Source organism: Sphingomonas sp. UNC305MFCol5.2 (genome assembly GCF_000712135.1).
Taxonomy (GTDB): Bacteria; Pseudomonadota; Alphaproteobacteria; order Sphingomonadales; family Sphingomonadaceae; genus Sphingomonas.
Genome location: NZ_JOOE01000002.1, coordinates 527,877 through 546,054, shown reverse-complemented (window position 1 = coordinate 546,054; position 18,178 = coordinate 527,877). Strand labels below are relative to the sequence as shown.

Here is an 18,178-nt window from a genome sequence, read left to right as displayed (position 1 = left end):
AATGATGCATATACATCATGCATATGCATCATGATTCTCCGGCTACTTCCTCCGCTTGTGCCTGCACCACGCTCCGCAAGGCATCGCGTGCAGTGGCGCGTGTCTATGACGACGCGCTTGCCGCCAACGGGATGACCACCGCGCAATTCGCGATCCTGCGGCATATCAGGCGCGGCGAGCCGCTGCCGCTGAGCCGGCTCGCCGAGCAGCTCGTGATGGACCGCAGCTCGCTCTATCGCGCGCTGGCGCCGATCGAGGCCAAGGGCTGGGTGACCGTTTCCGCCGGCGCGGGGCGGACCAAGCTGGCGTCGCTCACCGCTGCCGGGCGGGGGGCGGTCGAGGGCGCGGAGGCGGATTGGGACGCGGTGCAGGAGCGCTTCGTCGGCGCGATGGGGGAGGAGAAGTGGATGGAACTCGAAGCGGCGTTGCGCGCAGTGACGGAATTGGCCGAGGGCACGCCGGGAGCGAACGCATGACGGCGCTGCTTCGGCAGCTGCCGGTGTCGACGCGCGGCTATGCCAGCATCGTCGTCGGCATGACGTTCCTCGCCTTGCTCGTCTCCGCAGGGCTGCGATCGGCACCCGGCGTGATGATGCTGCCGCTCGAACAGCATTTCGGCTGGGATCGCGCGACGATCTCGGCGTCGGCGGCGATCGGCATATTGCTCTACGGGCTGGTAGGCCCCTTCGCGGCGGCGCTGATGCTGTCGATCGGCATCAAGCGGACGATGCTCGGCGGGCTGGTGCTGATGGCATCGGCGACCTTAGCCAGCCTGTGGATGACCGAGCCGTGGCAATATGTGCTGAGCTGGGGCGTGATCTCGGGCGTGGGCAGCGGCGCGGTGGCGTCGGTGCTGGGCGCGGCGGTGGTCAATCGCTGGTTCGCGACGCGGCAGGGGCTGGTGATGGGGATGCTCACTGCGAGCACCGCGACCGGTGCCCTGGTGTTCCTGCCGGTGCTGGCATGGCTCGCCGAGGGCGGGGCGTGGCGGCCGGTGGCGCTGGCCGTGTCGATCGCGAGCGCGGCGATGCTGCCGCTCGTATTCCTGTTCGTTCCCGAACATCCGCAGGACGTGGGCGTGCGGCGCTTCGGCGAGACCGAAGACAGCGCGCCGCCACCGCCGCTCAAGCAGGCCGCGACCGCGAGCTTGGCCTTCACCGCGCTGTTCCGCGCGGCACGGTCGCCGATGTTCTGGTTGCTTTTCGGCACCTTTTTCGTCTGCGGGCTGACCACCAATGGGCTGGTCGGCACGCACATGATCGCGTTCTGCGGCGATCACGGCATCGCGCCGGTCCAGGCGGCGGGTTTGCTCTCGCTGATGGGGCTGTTCGACCTGATCGGAACGACTGCGTCGGGCTGGCTGACCGATCGCTACGATCCGCGGAAGCTACTCTTCGTCTATTACGGCCTGCGCGGGCTCTCGCTGCTGGCACTGCCCTTCCTCGATTTCGGCGCGGGCAGCCTGTTCCTGTTCGCGGTCTTCTATGGCCTCGACTGGATCGCGACGGTGCCGCCGACGGTGAAGCTCGCCAACCTGACGTTCGGCGAGCGCGATGCGCCGATCGTGTTCGGCTGGGTGATGGTCGGGCACCAGTTGGGCGCGGCGACCGCGGCGTTCGGCGCGGGCGCGATCCGCGCCTGGACCGGCACCTACACGCCCGCTTTCCTGATCGCAGGGGCGTTCGGACTCGCGGCGGCGGTGGCGATCCTGAGCGGGCGGACCGAGGCCCGCACGCTTCGGCCGGCGACCTGACCGTAACGGCTTGCGGCGGGAGGAAAAAGACGACAGCATCGACCCCGGGGCACGTGAAATCGAAGGGGGACTGATGTCGCGTTGGGGGTGGAGCCTGCTGGTTGCGGGCGGACTGGTCGCGATCGCCGCGACGGCAGGGGCGCAGACGGCGGACAAGCCGGCGGAGAAAGCGGCCGAGAAAGAGGCGGAAAAGAAGACCGGGCCGCTGGAGACTTCGGTCTTCGCCGAGATCCCGTCCTTCGAGGGGCCCGAGCTTTCCCCCGGCGGCAACGCGATCGCCGCCAAGGTCGCAGTGAACGGCACCCAATATTTCGCGATCATCCCACTCGACGGCAGCAAGATGCGGCTGGTCGGGCTGGGGGAAGCCGATCTTAACTGGTGGCAATGGGTCAATGACGAATGGCTGGTGCTCGGCATCGGCCAGCTCATGCCTTTCGAAGGCGACGAGATGTATGTGAGCCGCGCCGTGAGCGTGAATGCCACCGGCACGAAGATCAACAAGCTCGCCAGCCGCGAAGCCGCACAGGACGCTGACGACCTGGTCTGGACCGCGACCGACGGCACGCCGCGCATCCTGATGGCGTCGCAGATGTCGGTCTATGCCAACCAGGCCGGCTTCTGGCCTCAGGTCGACGAAATCGACGTTTCGACCGGCAAGCGCAAGCTCGTGCTCCACGGCCGCGAAGGAATCTGGAACTGGTATGCCGACGGCAACGGTACGGTTCGGATGGGCATCGGCTCGTCGCTGGACGGGCGCACCCGGCGCGCAGTCTATCGCGAAAGCGACAAGGACAGTTTCAAGACGATCGATAAGGCACGCACGCACAAGGATACGCTCACCGTCCCTTCGCTGTTTCTGAAGGCGCCCGGCAAGGGCCTGATGATCTCGGACGACGAAGGCGGCTATTCGGCGTTGTACGAGCTCGATCTCACGACGTTGACGCGGGGCAAACAGCTCTTCGCGACCAAGGGCTATGATATCGGCGGGCTGATGCCCGACCGGACCGGCTTCAACTATGTCGGCGTCTATGTGAACGAGGACAAACCGGGCATCCGCTGGACCGATTCGGCACTGGAGGCGATGCAGAAGACGATCGCGGACAGGATCAAGGGCGGCGAGCCGCGGATCGTCTCGCTCAATCGTGATCGTACCATGGCGATTGTCCATGTCGGCGGCGCCAACGCGCCCGGCGCCTATTTCCTGTACCGCGCCGCCGACGATTCGATGCAGTTCCTCAATACCAACAACAGCGCGATCGGCATGAAGCGGATGCATCCGGTGCGCACGATCCGCTACAAGGCGCGCGACGGGCTGGAGATCGCCGCGGTGCTGACGCTGCCGTTCGGCAAGAAGACCAATTTGCCGCTGATCGTGATGCCGCATGGCGGGCCCTTCGCGCGCGACACCGAGGAATGGGACTGGTGGACCCAGTTCCTCGCCGAGCGCGGCTATGCAGTGATCCAGCCCAATTACCGCGGCTCTTCCGGCTACGGCACGCCGTTCACCGAAAAGGGGCTCGGCCAATGGGGCCTGGCGATGCAGGACGATCTCAACGACGCGGTCGCCGAGCTCGCCAAATTGGGGATCGCTGATCCGAAGCGGGTCTGTATGGTCGGCGCTTCCTATGGCGGCTATGCCGCGATGCGCGCGGCACAACGCGACGGCAAGCTGTACCGCTGCGCAGTGGCCTATGCCGGCGTCTCCGATCTCAATCGGATGATCAACCATAACAGCAACTTCCTCGGCGCGGGCGCGCGGAAGGACTGGCTCAAGATGCAGGCGCCGGACCTGAAGAGCGTCTCGCCGGTCAATCTCGCCGATCAGTTCTCGATCCCGATCCTGCTGGTACACGGCAAGAAGGACCGGGTGGTGCCGCTCGTTCAGTCGCGGGTGATGGCGCAGAAGCTCAGGGCGGCGGGCAAGGACGTGACGTGGATCGAGCAGCCCGAGGCCGACCACCATTTTTCGCGCAGCGAGGACCGGCTGGAGTTCCTGAAGGCGCTGGAGGCGTTCCTGGCCAAGCACAACCCGGCCTGAAGCGGGGCAGGCGGTCAGGCGGCGAGCGACGCGACGAAGCTGCGCATCTCGCGCATCAGCAGCTCGGTCTTGCCGACCAGATCGCCCGTCACCGCGCCCAGTTCCCCGGTTACGTCGGCGGCGGCGTCGGCGGCATGTTCGGCGATCGCCGCGCTGTCATGGAGGCTCGAAGTGAGTGCGGCCGCGGAGCCGGCATAGCGTTGGATCGAGCGGATGACGTCACCTTGCCGCGCCATCGCCTGCTCGACCGCGCCGGCGCCTTCGGTGATGCGACCGAAGCTCGTGCGCATGTCGCTGACGATGCTGGCGGTGGAGGTGACCGCTTCGGTGATCCGCGTGAGCTGGCGGCGGATATCCTTGGTCGCGAGCGAGGTCTGCGAGGCGAGCGCCTTCACTTCCTGCGCGACGACCGCGAAGCCGCGGCCTGCCTCACCGGCGCGCGCGGCCTCGATCGAAGCATTGAGCGCGAGCAGATTGGTCCGCGCGGCGACGTCGCCGATCAGATCCGCGATGGTGCCGGCGTTGCCGGCATAGCCAACCAGAGTGGCGAAGCGATCGTCGGCGGCGAGCGAGAGTGTATGGAGATGCGCGGTCGTCGTTTCCTGCGCGGCGATGCTGGCCTCGACCGCGGCGCGCGCATGGCCGAGATTCTCGGATTCGCCGAGCAGCACCGTGGCCCCGTCGTCGGCCTTGCTGATATGGCCGACGATGCCGTGAACCTGATCCTGCGAAGTGCGGGCGCTCAGCACCAGCAATTCGGCGGATTGGCGCGTCCGATCGGCGGCGGCGGCGAGATCGGTGACGTTGCGCACGAAGATCTGTTCGAACTGGCCGGCGATGCGCCGCACTTCGTCGTCGCGGGCGCAGCGGCTCGCGGCCTCCATGCGGGTACGCGCCTCGGCGGCGGTGGCCTGGCGCTGCCATTCCTCGCGCTGTGCCTCGGCACGGAGCAGATCGCGCTCGTGCTCGGCGGCGGCGCGCGCCTGGCCCAGCTCATATTGCCGCGCGACGAGCTTGGACTGTTCGAGTACGAAGCGGCCGAGCAGTAGCGTGTACGCGCCGAGGAACACCGACATGCCGGCCGGCATCTCCCACAGGATCGCGAAGAAGAGGCTGACGAGATTGGCGGTGACGAGAAAGGCGAGGCTGGCGGGGGGCAGCGCGGCGTAGCGGAGCGCGCCGACCGCGGTGACGCCGGCGATTACCGCGACCACGACGATGAGCTGGTGATCGGTCGCGCCCATCCCGCACGCGCCGAGGAACACCATCCAGCCGAACGCGGCGAGGCAACCCTGCAGGACCGCCATGAGAATCGCGCCCCGCGAATCCGCGATGCGCCAGTCGCGCTTCCGATGGCGAATATAGCGGACCAGAAACCCGCTGAGGATGCCGAGATGGAGCACGAGCGCGGCGCTGCGGATCAGCAAATGATCGGCGTCGTGGGACATTGCGAGCATGCCGATGCTCACGATCACCGACATCGCGAAGGTGAACGGGAAGCCGCCCGATATCGACATGATCTGGGTGCGCACCAGCTCCTCGGGCAGCGCCACCCAGCGACCATACAGGGCATGGACGAGGCGAAAGGCGAGAGGGCGGAGCGACCGGATCACCGATACATTTTAGACGGGAATGGCAAGTCTACGTGGTTTTGCGTGTAAGCATAAGTAGTTGGACGTAGGTTTCAGGCCTTCACATAGACCCAGGCAGCGGTGCCGGAGGCGAGGACGACCTGTTCGCGGCGGTAATTCTCGCTCTCATAGGTGTCGGCGGCGGCGAGTTCTGCCGCGGTCAAGCGGAAGACCTTGCCGGGGATCGGCGGGGCATCGGCATCGGGGACGAGCGCGCGATGGGTCTCGATCCCGCTGGCGTCGAGCACTGCCGGATCGCGGATCTGGATCTCGATCACGCCATAGCCGGTGAGCACATCGTCGGTGCCTTCGAGCAGACGGCCGAATTGCGAGCGCTGGACGCTCTCGAGCTGGAGCGTGCCGTAGGAGAAGAGGTGCTCGGTCACAGCCTGAGATGGATCCCGCGGCGGTGGAAGGGGACGAGCGCGGCCAAGACGAGCGCGAGTGCGATCAGTGCGTAGGCGAAGGAGGCGGCATGGGGGTCTGGGATCAGGCTGCTCAGGCGCGCGAAGCCCCAGTCCTGCACGCTCGCATCGCCGATGAACAGGCGGAAGCCCGCTATGCCGATCAGTACCGAGAGAACGTAGCCGAGGATCGCGTTCATGCCGAGCATGTGGAGCGGCGCGAGCAAGCGGGGCACGCCGCTCCGGGTCGCGGCCATGCAGAGCGCGAGGAGCAGCGCCGAGCTGCCCGAGGTAAAGATCGCGAAGCTGCTGGTCCACAGCTTCTTGTTGATCGGCAGGACCGGGTGGAGCAGCAGGCCGATCGCGATCAACAGCACGCCCGCGAGCGCGATCCGAAGCGTGGCGCGCGATGGATCGCGCTGCCAGACGATCGCCGCGAGCATCCCGAACAGGACGTTCGCGAGCGCCGACATCGTCGAGAGCAGGCCTTCGGGGTCGTAGACGATATTGCCCGCGGCATCGGTGCCGCCGCGCCAGATATGCGCGGTCGTGAACACTGCGCGATCGATGAAGCCGGTGAGATTGCCTTCGGGGCTGAGCTGGCCCGCACCGTATCCGGGAACCGGAACGAATGCGAGTAACGCCCAATATAGCAGCAGTGCGACAACGGTCATGGCGAGAATCGGGGCGGGGCGCAGGCTGCGTCGGCCGTCCCCCAGCGTCGACGCAGTGAGGATCGCGAAGCTCGCCGCGAGCGCATAGCAGAGCGCGATGCGCTGGAGCACGCCGGGGAAGCGGAAGCTCGCGAGCTCCGGGCGGGCGATAAGCTGGAGCCCCCAACCGATCGCGATCAGCAACAGCGTGCGCCGTGCGATCTTGCGCCACGTGCCGCCGTCGACTTTGCGCGGAAAGGAGAGGGCAAGCGCCACGCCGACCGCGAACAGGAAAGCGGGAAAGACGAGATCGGTCGGCGTCCAGCCATGCCATTCGGCGTGATCGAGCGGCCACCACAAATGCGACCAGCTGCCCGGCGTATTGACGAGGATCATGCCGGCAACGGCGAGCCCGCGGAAAATGTCGAGACCGGCGAGACGCGGCCTCGCCGCGCTCAACCCACGGCCTCCAGCACCGCGGCGCGCAGTTCGGGGAGGCCCATGCCCTTCTCGCTCGAGGTGGCGATGATGTCGGGGTGGGCGGCCGGACGTTTCCGGGCTTCGGTTTCGGTGCGGGCGCGGACTTCGGCGAGTTCGGTCGCCTTGATCTTGTCGGTCTTGGTGAGGACGATCCGGTAGCTGACCGCGGCATTATCGAGCATGTCGAGGATCTCGTTGTCGACGTCCTTGATGCCGTGGCGCGAATCGATCAGCACCAAGGCGCGCTTGAGCACGTCGCGGCCGCGCAGGAAGTCGTTCACCAGGTAGCGCCACTGGCGCTGCATGTCCTTGGGCGCCTTGGCGAAGCCATAGCCGGGCATGTCGACGAGGCGGAATTTGAGCGGATCGCCGACGTCGAAGAAATTGAGCTCCTGCGTGCGGCCGGGCGTGTTCGAAGTGCGTGCGAGGCCGTTGCGGTTGGCGAGCGCGTTGAGCAGCGACGATTTGCCCACGTTCGAGCGGCCGGCGAACGCAACTTCGGGCACCGCCGGATCAGGCAGATGCCGAAGCTCGGGCGCCGACTTCAGGAAGGTGATCGGGCCGGCGAAGATCTTTCGCGCGGCCTCGATCTGATCGTCGTCGAAGCCGCTCATTTGCTCGCCTTGGCTTCCTTCTTGATCGGCTCCTTCAGTCCCGGATGCTTCTTGTAGAGCAGCCATTGCTGGGCGATCGTCAGCACGTTCGAAGTGATCCAGTAGACCTGCAGGCCCACCGCGAAGGGCGCCATCAGGAACATCATCATCCACGGCATTATGGAGAAGATCTGCTTCTGCATATCGTCCATCGGTGCCGGGTTGAGCTTGAACTGGAAGTACATCGAGATGCCGAGCAGGATAGGGATCACGCCGATCGCGATGAAGTGCGGCGGCGTGAAGGCGAGCAGCCCGAACAGGTTGAGCGGCGTCAGCGGATCGGGCGCCGAGAGATCGCGGATCCAGCCGACGAACGGCTGGTGCCGCATTTCGATCGTGAGCAACAGCACCTTGTACAATGCGAACATGATCGGGATCTGGATCAAGATGGGGAGGCAGCCCGCGAGCGGATTGACCTTCTCTTCCTTGTACAGCTTCATGATCTCCTGCTGCTGGCGCTGCTTGTCGTCCTTGTAGCGTTCCTGCAGCGCCTTCATCTTGGGCTGCACCGCGCGCATCGCCGCCATCGAGGCGAACTGGCGCTGGGCGATCGGGAAGAGCAAAAGGCGGATCGTGATCGTGAGCAAGATGATCGCGACGCCGAAATTTTTAGCGATGCGGAACAGCCAGTCGAGATAATAGAAGATCGGCTGCTCGATGATGCCGTACCAGCCCCAGTCGATCGCGCGATCGAACTGCACGATGCCTTGTTCGTCCTGATATTTGTCGAGGAGCTTCACTTCCTTCGCGCCGGCGAAGAAGCGGCTGTTGTAGGTGACCTTCTTGCCGGGTGCGAGGTTGAGCGGATCGGCAAGGCGGTAATCGGCCTGATAGGCCTTGCCCATCTCGCCGCGGTGCTGGAGCTGGACGGGCACGCGCTGATCGGGGACCAATGCGGTCAGCCAGTAATGATCGGTATAGCCGACCCAGCCGCCGGTGGTGCTGAATTGCTGCGGCGTGCCTTCGACGTCCTTCCAGTTGACGTAGTTCGCCGCGCCCTGGGAAATCGCGATCGGACCGACATGCGCCGCCCATTGATCGGGGTCGAGCGAGCGCTCCGCGCGCGAGACGAGCGCGAAGGGCGTGACCGCGACCGGCGTGGCGCCGGCGTTGGCCACTGTCTGGCGGATGTTGAACATGTAATTGTCATCGACCGACAGCTCGATGCGGAACACCTGGCCCGTGGGACTCCGCGAAGTGAGCGTGACGGGCGTTGTCGGAGTCAGCTTCGTGCCGCTGGCCTGCCAGATCGTGTCGGGACCCGGAGCCTCGACGCCGGCTCCCTGCCAGCCGAACTGCGCGAAATAGGCACCTTTGGCGCCCCCCGGCGAGAGCAGGCGGATCGGCGGCGAATCCTTGGCGACGGTCTCGGCATATTGGCTGAGCACGAGGTCGTCGATCCGCGCGCCCTTGAGGTTGATCGAGCCGCGCAGCTTGGGCGTTTCGATCGCCACCCGCGGGGTTTCGGCGAGCACTATCTGGCGATCGCGCAAAGCCTTGGGCGAATCATAGGCCGGATCGGCGCCGGGATTGCCGACCGGCTTGGTCTTGCCGCCCTCGATCTTGACCGATGCCGGCTGCTGCTGCGGGAAGATCCAGTGGGTGATCTGCGGCCAGCCGAACAGGATGAGCGCGGCCAGCAGCGCAAAGATCACGAAATTCTTTTGGTCGTGTTTCACCGAATAGTCCCCGGAAAGTCCGTCATGGCACGGGATCGTAGCCGTGCCCGCCCCATGGATGGCAGCGCAGGATGCGCCTTGCGGCCAGCCAGCCGCCCTTGAGCGCTCCATAGCGGCGGAGCGCCTCGATTGCATAGGCCGAACAGCTGGGCGCGTAGCGGCAGCTGGGCGGCAGAATCAGTGAGGGGCCGAGTTGCCAGCCCCGTGCTATTAGGATGAGAAGGCGCGCGATCATCGGGCGAGCTTCGCGCATGCCTTGGCCAGTTCGGCCTTGAGATCGGCATAGTCCCGCTCGATCCCGCTGTTGCGGCCGATCAGGACATGGTCGGCGCCCGGAATACCCGATTCGGGCAAGACCTCGCGCGCGAGTGCACGGAAGCGGCGCTTCATGCGATTGCGCACGACCGCATTGCCGACCTTTTTGGAAACGGTAATGCCGATTCGCATCGTCGAATCGGCATCGTCGCGCGCACGCACCAGCAGAACGAAGCCGGGCATGGGTGCCCGCTTCCCCGCATTGGCGGCGAGATAGTGCTTGCGCTCGGTGAGCCGCGCGAGCGGTACGGCGGTTAGGCCGACAGCTTCTTGCGGCCGCGGGCGCGGCGGGCACGGATCACGTTGCGGCCGCCGACGGTCGCCATCCGGCTGCGGAAGCCGTGCCGGCGCGCACGCACCAGGTTGCTCGGCTGAAAGGTCCGCTTCATCGCTCATCCTCGGTAATCTAGAACGTAAAAGGGCCGCTACAGGAGCGGCCGCGTGTCGGGTGCCCATACGGAGGTGAGTCGCCAAAGTCAACGCGGGTCTGCGGGAAAACCGAGCAATGCGGCTTCGGCTTCGGCCGTGGCGACGTCCTTGGCACGTTGCTGCCGCCGACGGAAGCTCCGGCGGCGCAGCGCCATGTCGCTATAATGGCCGAAGCGCGGCCAGCGGCGCTTGAGCCGTGCGAAGTGGCGCCGCGCCCAGGTCGCGTTCCTGAGCACGAGCACCAGCCCGCCCGCAAAGACGATGATTCCGCCGGGGCCGGGGATGACCCCGACCAGCGGCGAGGCGGCCATGATCGCGAATCCTAGCACGACGAGGGCCGTGCGGAGGAGGTGCGGGCGGGTGTGTGAGTCCGGCATTACACCGGATGTGGGCACGCGCTCCCCCGCTGCCAAGTATCCCCTGCCGGAATCTGCAGGTCTTCGTCGCGTCGCCGCCGCGGATCGCCGATTTCCCCGATTCGGATCAGTTCTGTTCCATCCTGGACGAAAGCCGGTAAGAACAAGGCAGGGGGAAGCGGCATGATCGCGAGCGTTTCGACAGTGGCCTATCTGGGGCTCGAGGCGCGCGCGGTCGAAGTGCAGTGCAATCTCGTCGCCGGCCTGCCCAGCTTCGTGGTGGTCGGGTTGCCCGACAAGGCGGTGGCGGAAAGCCGCGAGCGGGTGCGGGCCGCTATCGCGGCGATCGGGCTGGCGCTGCCGCCCAAGCGGATCATCCTCAATCTCTCGCCCGCCGACCTGCCGAAGGAAGGCGCGCATTTCGACTTGCCGATTGCGCTCGCGCTGCTCGCGGCGATGGGCGTGGCCGACGCCGAGACCCTGTCGGGCTATGTCGTGGTGGGCGAACTGGGGCTTGACGGGCGAGTTGCGCCGTCGCCGGGGGTGCTGCTCGCGGCGCTGCATGCGTCGGAAGACAACAAGGGGTTGGTCTGCCCCGCGTCGCAGGGCCCCGAAGCCGCCTGGGCCGGCTCGATCGAAGTGATCGCGGCGCCCGACCTGATCGGGCTGCTCAACCATTTCAAGGGCAACCAGTTGCTGCCCGCCGCCCCTGCGGGCGAGATGGACCAGCCCGGCTACGGCCCCGATCTCGCACAGGTGAAGGGGCAGGAAACCGCCAGGCGCGCGCTCGAGATCGCGGCGGCGGGCGGGCACAACATGATCATGGTCGGGCCGCCCGGCGCGGGCAAGTCGCTGCTCGCCTCGTGCCTGCCGGGGATATTGCCGCCGCTCGATGCCGCCGAGGCGCTCGAAGTCTCGATGGTGGCATCGGTCGCCGGGACGCTCTCGGGCGGGCGGCTGACCCGGACACGACCGTTCCGCAGCCCGCATCACTCGGCATCGATGGCGGCGCTCACCGGCGGCGGGCTCAAGGTAAAGCCGGGCGAAGTGAGCCTTGCACATCTGGGCGTATTGTTCCTCGACGAGTTACCCGAATTCCAGCGCGCGGTGCTCGATTCGCTGCGCCAGCCGCTCGAGGCAGGGGTGGTCAGCGTCGCGCGGGCCAATGCGCATGTCACCTTCCCGGCCCGGGTCCAGCTGATCGCGGCGATGAATCCGTGCCGGTGCGGGCATCTCGGCGATCCGGCGCTCGCCTGCGCCCGGGCGCCCAAATGCGCCGCCGACTATCAGGCCAAGGTGTCGGGGCCTTTGCTCGACCGGATCGACCTGCACGTCGAGGTGCAGCCGGTCACTGCCGCCGATCTGGTGCTGCCGCCGCCGGCGGAAGGATCCGCCGAAGTGGGCGCGCGCGTTGCCGGCGCACGTGCGGTCCAGACCGAGCGCTACCGCGACGTGGCGGTGCGCACCAATGCGGAGGCCGAAGGTGAGGTGCTGGCTGCGTTCGCGACGCCGGACGAGCCCGGGCGCAAGCTGCTGGCGCAGGCGGCCGAAGCGATGCGGCTGTCGGCGCGCGGCTATACTCGGGTGCTCCGCGTGGCGCGAACCATCGCCGACCTCGCCGGTGCCGGGGGCGTCAGCCGCATCCACGTCGCCGAGGCGTTGAGCTATCGGCGGCAGGCGCCGCGGAACTAAGCGTCACGCGCCATCTTGCGGCCGACGCGCCCTTCGTCTAGCCACACGCGCTCGCTGCCCCTGTGGCGAAATTGGTAGACGCGACCGACTCAAAATCGGTTGCCGCAAGGCATGCTGGTTCGAGTCCGGCCAGGGGCACCAGCACCGCCGTGGCTACTACGCCACGGCACGGAAGAGCTGATTTCAGCCGTTTAGGAAAATCTGTGCGATTTCAGAATGGTAGAGCGGCGACCAATTTCGATAGGCAGCTTTGCGCCCTCTTTCCGACCGTTCAGCCCATCCATTAACGATCCTGAAAACCCCCGCCGGCGATCCAGCCCGCGTTGCGTTGATCCGGAGATGCTCATCCTCCGAGCACGATATGTGCCAGCTCCGGCGGATTCTCGAGTGCCGAGAAGTGTCCGGTATCTTCGAGCGTGATCATCCGCGTGTTAAGCAGCGCCCGGGTTCGCTCGCGTTCGTCGGGACGCGACCAGTCGCTGTCTCCATAGATTAGGGTGACCGGCGCCGAGACGTGCGGATACAGGTCCCGTGCCTCGCCCCAGGATCGCCAGCCGGCCAGGACTTTCCGCGCCGCCTGCTTGTATCCGGGGCGGCGTGCCACCCGGGCGAACTCGGCAAGAAGGTCGGGCGGAAGCTTGCGCCGGTCGTGAAAACCGCCGCCCATGATCTTGCCGAGCACCATTTCATTTTCCAGCGCGGCGTTGACGGCGCCCAGCACGGGAACTTGGAGGCTTCCGATGATCACATTGGCGAAGGTGTTGCCGCGCCGGATGCCATCGCCGTAACGGATGTCGTAGTCATAAGGGTTGATGGCGAAGACGCGCGCGATCCGCTGCGGAAGGGCCGCCGCGACGGTGAGGGCCAAGGCGCCACCGATCGATTCGCCAATGATCGTGACGCCGTTGAGGTCGAGCTTCTCGATGAACCCGATGACTGCTTCTCTGAAATAGGGTTCGTCGAACGGCGCGCGCCGATCTATCGGCGAATGACCGTGTCCGGGAAGGTCGATCGCGTATACGGTGTACCCTTGGGCGAGAAGCGGCGCCAGCTCGCGAAAATATTCGATCTGGGTGCGTATCGTGTGCAGCAACAGCAACGGCGCCCCGTGACCCGATTTTTCATAGCGCAAGGTGATGGCTTCCGAGATTTTCAGGCGCGCCGTTTCGGCGTGTGGCGGGGTGGGCATTTCGGTTTCCTATGATCGCTGCGGCACAAGTATCTGCGCACGTGGGAGATGGGGCGGTTCAGCGGACACGCCCGGATCGACGGGCTTCAGGCGGAATTTTCCGGGGCCGTGCCGATATTGGCAACCGCGCGTTCCAGCCGCTCGACTCGCTGCGCGATTTCGGCGAGCGGATCATAGTCGGCCGCCTCGGCGATCGCCTCGAAATTGCGCCAGATCCGGCGCGCGATTTCCTTCAGCTTCATCGCGATTTCTCCTTTCCAAGACGACGCGAGGGGGTGGACTTGTCGGATTGCGAGGCTCGCCAGCCGGCGAGCGCGTCCAGCATCGGTCCGAGGCCTGTGGCGACTTCGGTCAGCGCGTAGACATGGCTGGCGTGCAGAGGCGGAAGGTAGCGCCGCTCGACAAGCCCCGCACATTCCAGCGCACGGAGCCGGTCGGTGAGGATGTTCGCGCTGACACGCGGGATCGCCGACCTCAGATCCGCGAACCGATGCTCGCCGGCATGGAGGCAGACCAGGATCCGCAGCGTCCAACGCCCCTCGAGGGGCTCGATCAGGTCCCCCTCCGGAACGGCGCGATCGACAGCTGGGCTCGGGGTGTCCAGGCACCCGAGCGCCGTCCAGGTCCCGCGCTCGTGGCAGGACCTCGCACCGTCCGTGGGGACCGCGCTCATGCTAGCGCCCCCGCTGGCTGCGGTTGGCCTTCCGGAGCAGGTTTGATCCGATACCAGAGCGCATAGAGCGCCGGCAGGAAGACGAGCGTCAGGATCGTTCCAACGAGTGTGCCGCCGATCAGCGTGAAGGCCATCGCACCCCAGAACACCGAATGGGTGAGTGGCACGAAGGCGAGCACCGCTGCCAGTGCCGTCAGGATCACGGGCCGGGAGCGCTGGACGGTCGCCTCGACCACGGCGTCGAACGCCGTGCGGCCGTGCTCGCGATTCTCCTGGATCTGGCCGATCAGGATCAGCGTGTTGCGCATCAATATGCCCGCCAGCGAGATCAGCCCGAGGATGGCGTTGAAGCCGAAGGGCTGGCCGGTCAGCAGCAGCGTCGGCACCACGCCGATCAGCCCCAGCGGCGCGGTCAGCAGGACGATCGTCATCGCCGAGAAGCTGCGGACCTGCAGCATGATGACGATCATCATCAGCAGGATCATGATCGGGAAGATCGGCGCCAGCGCGGCATTGGCCTTGCCGGCTTCCTCGATCGAGCCGCCCATGACGACGTGGTATCCGGAGGGCAGGGCGCTGATGACCGGCGCGAGCTTCTTGAACATGGCGGTCGAGACATCGGGCGGTTGCAGATGGTTGGCGATGTCGCCGCGCACGGTGATGGTCGGCACGCGATCGCGGCGAAGCAGGATCGGATTCTCCATCCGCAGCTCGAGCTTGCCGATCTGGCTGACCGGGATGCGCTCGCCGTTCGCGGCGGTCAGGGTGAAATCCCCGATGCGCGCCGGATCGAGCCGCGTCTCGCCTGCGGAACGCACGACCACATCGACCGTGCGGATATCCTCGCGGACCTGCGAGACCGTCACGCCGGAGAGCAGGAACTGAAGCTGCTCGCCGACATCGCCCGAGGTCAGGCCCATAGCACGAAGCCGGTCCTGATCGAGCGCGAAGTGCAGCGTCGGCACGCGCTCGCCCCAGTCGGTGTTGACCGTGCGCATCATCGGGTCGTTGACCATGATCGCGCGGACCTGCTCGGCGATGCCGCGCAGCTTCTCGACGTCGGGACCGCTGACGCGGAACGCGACGGGATAGGGGGAGGGGGGCCCGAAGACGAGCTGCGTCACGCGCACCCGCGCCGCGGGGGCGAGGCCGTCGGCCACAGCCTGCCGCAAGCGTTCCTTCAATGCATCGCGCGCCTCTTCGTCCGGCGTGCGCACGATGACCTTGGCGAAGGACGGGTCGGGCAATTCGGGCGAGAGCGACATGAAGAAGCGCGGCGCGCCCTGGCCGACATAGGCCGTGACGACCTTCGCTTCGGACTGCTTGCGCAGCCAGGCTTCGACCTGTTCCGTCGCCGCGCTGGTCTGTTCGATCGACGTGCCCTTGGGCATCTGGACCTCGACCAGCACCTCGGGCCGGTCGGAGGTGGGGAAGAACTGCTTCTTCACAAGCACCATGCCCGCGCCGGCGACGAGGAACGCGACCAACGTTGCGATCGTCACCACCCGGTTGCGCTTCACCGCCCAGCGGATCAGCTGGCGCACCTTCTGGTAGCGCGGGGTTTGGTAGATCGCATCATGCCCGCCCGCGACCGGCTTGATCGCCGGCAGCAGCTTGACCCCCATGTACGGCGTGAAGATCACCGCCACGACCCAGGACGCGAGCAGGGCGAAGCCGACGACCCAGAAGATGTTGCCGGCATATTCACCGGCCGTGGACTTCGCGAAGCCGACCGGCATCAGGCCGATCACGGTCACCAGCGTGCCCGCCAGCATCGGCGCCGCGGTGTGGCTCCAGGCATAGGCCGACGCCTTGATGCGGTCGAAGCCCTCCTCCATCTTCACGACCATCATCTCGATCGCGATGATCGCGTCGTCGACCAGCAGCCCGAGCGCAAGAACCAGCGAGCCGAGCGTGATGCGGTCCAGCACCCTGCCGGTCGCCCACATGATGACCAGCACGATCGCGAGCGTCAGCGGCACCGCCCCCGCCACGACGATGCCAACCCGCCAGCCGAGCGCGACGAGGCTGACGATCATCACGATCGCCAGCGCCTCGAGGAAGGTGCGCATGAACTGATCGACGGCCGCCGAGATGTTCTCCGACTGGTCGGTCACGGGAGCGAGGACCATTCCGAGCGGCAGCCCCGACGAGATCGCCTGGACTTCGGCCTTCAGCGACTTGCCGAGCTCGAGCCCGTTCCAGCCTTCGCGCATGACGACGCCGAGCAGCAGGGTCGGCTCGCCTTGGTTGCGGATCAGGAAGGTCGCCGGATCCTCATAGCCGCGCCGGACCTCGGCGATGTCCGCCAGGCGCAGGGTCTTGCCATTGGCGACGATCGGCAGATCGCGGATCTTTTCGAGATCGTCGAACGCGCCATCGAGCCGGACCTGCACCTGCGGCCCGTTCGCCTCGATCGCCCCCGCCGGGGTGACCAGGTTCTGCTGCGCGAGCGCCGCGAAGATCGCGCGCGGCGCGATCCCCAGCGTCGCCAGCCGATCCTGCGCGAACTCGACGAAGATGCGCTCGGGCCGTTCGCCGACGATGTTGATCTTCTTCACGCCGGGCACGTGGAGCAGCCGCTGGCGCAGCACCTCGGCCTGACGGGCGAGGTCGCGCTGCGGCTCGCCCTTTGCCTTCAGTGCATACAGCGCGAACGTCACATCGCCATATTCGTCGTTGACGAACGGACCGGCGACCCCGCGGGGCAGCCGAGGCGCCTCGTCCTGCAGCTTCTTGCGCGCCTGGTAGAATTGCTCCTGCACTTCGGACGGGGGCGTCTGGTCGCGCAGGAGCAGCGTAGTGAAGGCGAGGCCGGGGCGCGTGAACGTCTCCGCGCGGTCGTACCAGCGCAGCTCCTGCAGCCGTTTTTCCAGCGGCTCGGCGACCTGGTCCTGCATTTCCTGCGCGGTGGCGCCGGGCCATGCGGTGACCACGGTCATCTGCTTGATGGTGAAGCTCGGATCCTCGGCGCGGCCGAGGCTCAGGAAGGCTACGATTCCGGCGGCGGTGATCGCGATGATGAAGAACAATGTGACTGCCCGTTCGCGCACAGCGAGGGCGGACAGGTTGAACCTGCCCTTGGGTTCGGACGTCTCGCTCAACGGACCGCTCCCGCGGCGATGCGGACCGGCTGGCCCTGGTGGAGCATGTGCGCGCCCAGCGCGACGAAGCGCTCGCCGGGACGCAAGCCCGCGGCCACGACTGCCTTCTCGTCGCCGATCGTGGCGAGCCGTACCGGACGCCAGGTGACGCTGGGACTATTTCCGCTTTCGACGATCCAGACTCCCGGCCCCTGCCCGCGGTCGTAGATCGCGGCGAGCGGGACGGCGATCGCCGCCGGCTGGCCGGGAGCGCCGACCCGGATCGTTATCGTCGATCCCAGAGGCGCAGCGACGGGAGCACCGGAGAGGACGAACCGCGCTTCGAAAGTCCGCGTCGTCGGATCAGCGGCGTCGCTCAGTTGCCGCAATCGCGCCCGCCCATCGAGCCCGCTATAGGTCCGGGCCTCCGCTTCCGTGCCCAGTGCAGGGCGAAGCGTCTCGGGCAGTGCAACCACGGCTTCGCGCGGACCGGAGCGGGCCAGCCGGACGACGGTCTGACCGGCCGCGACCACTTGCCCGGGCTCGGCCAGCGTCTCGGCGACCACGCCGTCGGCGTCGGCAACCAGCAACGTATAGCCGGTATCGTTGCGACTGACCCGTGCCTGGGCCTCGGCGGCGGAAAGCTGCGCGCGCGCCGAAAGCGCCGCGGCCTTTGCCTGGTCGTAGGCGGAGGCGGAGACCGCACCCGCAGACACCAGATCGCGGTAGCGCTGTTCATCGGCGCTGGCCTGAACCGCGCGGGCGCGGGCGGCCGCGACCGTGCCGGCCGCCGCCTGCGCCGCGAGCGCATAGTCGGCCGCATCGATGCGCATGAGAGGCTGGCCGCGGCGGACGGTCTGACCGGCATCGACCAGCCGCGCCACCACCTTGCCGCCGACACGGAAGCCGAGATCGCTCTGCACGCGGGCGCCGACGATGCCCGTGAACGCCTGCGCGGATCCTTCGGCCGCGCCGGCTTGCGCGATTCGCACCAGCGGCGGCGCGGTACGCGGATCGGCGTCCGATTTGCCGCATCCGGCCAGCGCTCCGGCTGCCAGCCCAAGAATCCCGACCGTTCGGGCGCAAGACGATATCGACACGCAGGTTCCTCCTGTTCAGTCGGAACCAGATGTCATCAAGTGACCATTAT

At 66.8% G+C, this 18,178-nt stretch carries 17 protein-coding genes, 1 tRNA gene and 1 pseudogene; 5 read left to right on the top strand and 14 right to left on the bottom strand.

Annotation, left to right across the window (positions count from 1 at the left end; translation table 11 throughout):
- Nucleotides 1–23: 23 nt before the first annotated feature.
- The 3 genes from BR78_RS20460 to BR78_RS0109685 all read left to right on the top strand — a co-directional run bounded on the left by BR78_RS20460 (nt 24) and on the right by BR78_RS0109685 (nt 3,791).
- Nucleotides 24–476 (top strand): MarR family winged helix-turn-helix transcriptional regulator, encoded by a 453-nt coding sequence (locus tag BR78_RS20460; RefSeq protein ID WP_197021341.1) that lies wholly within the window; start codon nt 24–26, stop codon nt 474–476.
- Nucleotides 473–1,753 (top strand): MFS transporter, encoded by a 1,281-nt coding sequence (locus BR78_RS0109690; RefSeq protein WP_051683280.1) that lies wholly within the window; start codon nt 473–475, stop codon nt 1,751–1,753. The genes BR78_RS20460 and BR78_RS0109690 overlap by 4 nt, the downstream gene beginning before the upstream one ends.
- A 73-nt stretch (nt 1,754–1,826) precedes the next feature.
- Nucleotides 1,827–3,791: an alpha/beta hydrolase family protein gene (locus BR78_RS0109685; RefSeq protein ID WP_029724281.1), complete on the top strand. Its 1,965-nt coding sequence runs from the start codon at nt 1,827–1,829 to the stop codon at nt 3,789–3,791.
- A gap of 14 nt (nt 3,792–3,805) precedes the next feature.
- On the opposite strand, the gene BR78_RS0109680 is transcribed toward BR78_RS0109685, so the two are convergent.
- The 9 genes and pseudogenes from BR78_RS0109680 to BR78_RS0109640 form a co-directional block, all read right to left on the bottom strand.
- Nucleotides 3,806–5,404, bottom strand: coding sequence for a methyl-accepting chemotaxis protein (locus BR78_RS0109680; RefSeq protein ID WP_029936347.1), 1,599 nt, complete (start codon nt 5,402–5,404; stop codon nt 3,806–3,808).
- Nucleotides 5,405–5,475: 71 nt separating this feature from the next.
- Nucleotides 5,476–5,808: a gamma-glutamylcyclotransferase family protein gene (locus BR78_RS0109675; RefSeq protein WP_029936346.1), complete on the bottom strand. Its 333-nt coding sequence runs from the start codon at nt 5,806–5,808 to the stop codon at nt 5,476–5,478.
- Nucleotides 5,805–6,938 carry an acyltransferase family protein gene (locus BR78_RS0109670; protein ID WP_029724278.1) on the bottom strand — a complete coding sequence of 378 codons (1,134 nt, stop codon included), beginning with the start codon at nt 6,936–6,938 and terminating at the stop codon, nt 5,805–5,807. The genes BR78_RS0109675 and BR78_RS0109670 overlap by 4 nt, the downstream gene beginning before the upstream one ends.
- On the bottom strand, nt 6,935–7,573 hold the full coding sequence (yihA, locus tag BR78_RS0109665; protein ID WP_029724277.1) for a ribosome biogenesis GTP-binding protein YihA/YsxC: 639 nt from the start codon (nt 7,571–7,573) through the stop codon (nt 6,935–6,937). The genes BR78_RS0109670 and yihA overlap by 4 nt, the downstream gene beginning before the upstream one ends.
- Complete coding sequence (gene yidC, locus BR78_RS0109660; RefSeq protein ID WP_029724276.1) at nt 7,570–9,291, bottom strand: membrane protein insertase YidC; 1,722 nt, start codon at nt 9,289–9,291, stop codon at nt 7,570–7,572. Before yidC ends, yihA begins: the two co-directional genes overlap by 4 nt.
- 22 nt (nt 9,292–9,313) lie before the next feature.
- On the bottom strand, nt 9,314–9,526 hold the full coding sequence (gene yidD, locus BR78_RS0109655) for a membrane protein insertion efficiency factor YidD (RefSeq protein ID WP_029724275.1): 213 nt from the start codon (nt 9,524–9,526) through the stop codon (nt 9,314–9,316).
- Nucleotides 9,523–9,834 (bottom strand): annotated as a pseudogene (gene rnpA, locus BR78_RS0109650) (ribonuclease P protein component); the annotation flags it as partial. The pseudogene rnpA and the gene yidD, both read right to left, overlap by 4 nt.
- Nucleotides 9,835–9,860: 26 nt before the next feature.
- Nucleotides 9,861–9,995 carry a 50S ribosomal protein L34 gene (gene rpmH, locus BR78_RS0109645; protein WP_029724273.1) on the bottom strand — a complete coding sequence of 45 codons (135 nt, stop codon included), beginning with the start codon at nt 9,993–9,995 and terminating at the stop codon, nt 9,861–9,863.
- Between the two features lie 87 nt (nt 9,996–10,082).
- Complete coding sequence (locus BR78_RS0109640) at nt 10,083–10,346, bottom strand: hypothetical protein (protein ID WP_156022283.1); 264 nt, start codon at nt 10,344–10,346, stop codon at nt 10,083–10,085.
- Between the two features lie 228 nt (nt 10,347–10,574).
- Here BR78_RS0109640 and BR78_RS0109635 point away from each other — a divergent pair, with 228 nt between their 5' ends.
- Both BR78_RS0109635 and BR78_RS0109630 read left to right on the top strand, forming a co-directional pair.
- On the top strand, nt 10,575–12,083 hold the full coding sequence (locus tag BR78_RS0109635) for a YifB family Mg chelatase-like AAA ATPase (RefSeq protein WP_029936345.1): 1,509 nt from the start codon (nt 10,575–10,577) through the stop codon (nt 12,081–12,083).
- Nucleotides 12,084–12,139: 56 nt separating this feature from the next.
- A tRNA-Leu gene (locus BR78_RS0109630) sits at nt 12,140–12,224 on the top strand.
- Nucleotides 12,225–12,426: 202 nt separating this feature from the next.
- Here the strand turns inward: BR78_RS0109630 and BR78_RS0109625 are convergent.
- The 5 genes from BR78_RS0109625 to BR78_RS0109605 form a co-directional block, all read right to left on the bottom strand.
- Nucleotides 12,427–13,272, bottom strand: a complete 846-nt coding sequence (locus BR78_RS0109625) for an alpha/beta fold hydrolase (RefSeq protein ID WP_029936344.1) — start codon at nt 13,270–13,272, stop codon at nt 12,427–12,429.
- A gap of 86 nt (nt 13,273–13,358) precedes the next feature.
- Nucleotides 13,359–13,514, bottom strand: coding sequence for a hypothetical protein (locus BR78_RS21695; RefSeq protein ID WP_156022282.1), 156 nt, complete (start codon nt 13,512–13,514; stop codon nt 13,359–13,361).
- Nucleotides 13,511–13,945, bottom strand: coding sequence for a winged helix-turn-helix transcriptional regulator (locus tag BR78_RS0109615; RefSeq protein ID WP_049811654.1), 435 nt, complete (start codon nt 13,943–13,945; stop codon nt 13,511–13,513). The genes BR78_RS21695 and BR78_RS0109615 overlap by 4 nt, the downstream gene beginning before the upstream one ends.
- Entirely contained in the window at nt 13,942–17,049 is a 3,108-nt protein-coding gene (locus tag BR78_RS0109610; protein ID WP_029936343.1) for an efflux RND transporter permease subunit, read from the bottom strand. The genes BR78_RS0109615 and BR78_RS0109610 overlap by 4 nt, the downstream gene beginning before the upstream one ends.
- On the bottom strand, nt 17,046–18,128 hold the full coding sequence (locus BR78_RS0109605) for an efflux RND transporter periplasmic adaptor subunit (protein ID WP_029724267.1): 1,083 nt from the start codon (nt 18,126–18,128) through the stop codon (nt 17,046–17,048). The genes BR78_RS0109610 and BR78_RS0109605 overlap by 4 nt, the downstream gene beginning before the upstream one ends.
- Nucleotides 18,129–18,178 lie beyond the last annotated feature (50 nt).

What these genes read in the sequence shown, in the direction of transcription:
- rpmH (WP_029724273.1), bottom strand. Translation starts at nt 9,995, where the DNA reads ATGAAGCGGACCTTTCAGCCGAGCAACCTGGTGCGTGCGCGCCGGCAC.
- BR78_RS0109615 (WP_049811654.1), bottom strand. Translation starts at nt 13,945, where the DNA reads ATGAGCGCGGTCCCCACGGACGGTGCGAGGTCCTGCCACGAGCGCGGG.
- BR78_RS0109640 (WP_156022283.1), bottom strand. Translation starts at nt 10,346, where the DNA reads ATGGCCGCCTCGCCGCTGGTCGGGGTCATCCCCGGCCCCGGCGGAATC.
- BR78_RS21695 (WP_156022282.1), bottom strand. Translation starts at nt 13,514, where the DNA reads ATGAAGCTGAAGGAAATCGCGCGCCGGATCTGGCGCAATTTCGAGGCG.
- BR78_RS0109635 (WP_029936345.1), top strand. Translation starts at nt 10,575, where the DNA reads ATGATCGCGAGCGTTTCGACAGTGGCCTATCTGGGGCTCGAGGCGCGC.
- yihA (WP_029724277.1), bottom strand. Translation starts at nt 7,573, where the DNA reads ATGAGCGGCTTCGACGACGATCAGATCGAGGCCGCGCGAAAGATCTTC.
- BR78_RS20460 (WP_197021341.1), top strand. Translation starts at nt 24, where the DNA reads ATGCATCATGATTCTCCGGCTACTTCCTCCGCTTGTGCCTGCACCACG.
- BR78_RS0109625 (WP_029936344.1), bottom strand. Translation starts at nt 13,272, where the DNA reads ATGCCCACCCCGCCACACGCCGAAACGGCGCGCCTGAAAATCTCGGAA.
- BR78_RS0109690 (WP_051683280.1), top strand. Translation starts at nt 473, where the DNA reads ATGACGGCGCTGCTTCGGCAGCTGCCGGTGTCGACGCGCGGCTATGCC.
- BR78_RS0109685 (WP_029724281.1), top strand. Translation starts at nt 1,827, where the DNA reads ATGTCGCGTTGGGGGTGGAGCCTGCTGGTTGCGGGCGGACTGGTCGCG.
- yidD (WP_029724275.1), bottom strand. Translation starts at nt 9,526, where the DNA reads ATGATCGCGCGCCTTCTCATCCTAATAGCACGGGGCTGGCAACTCGGC.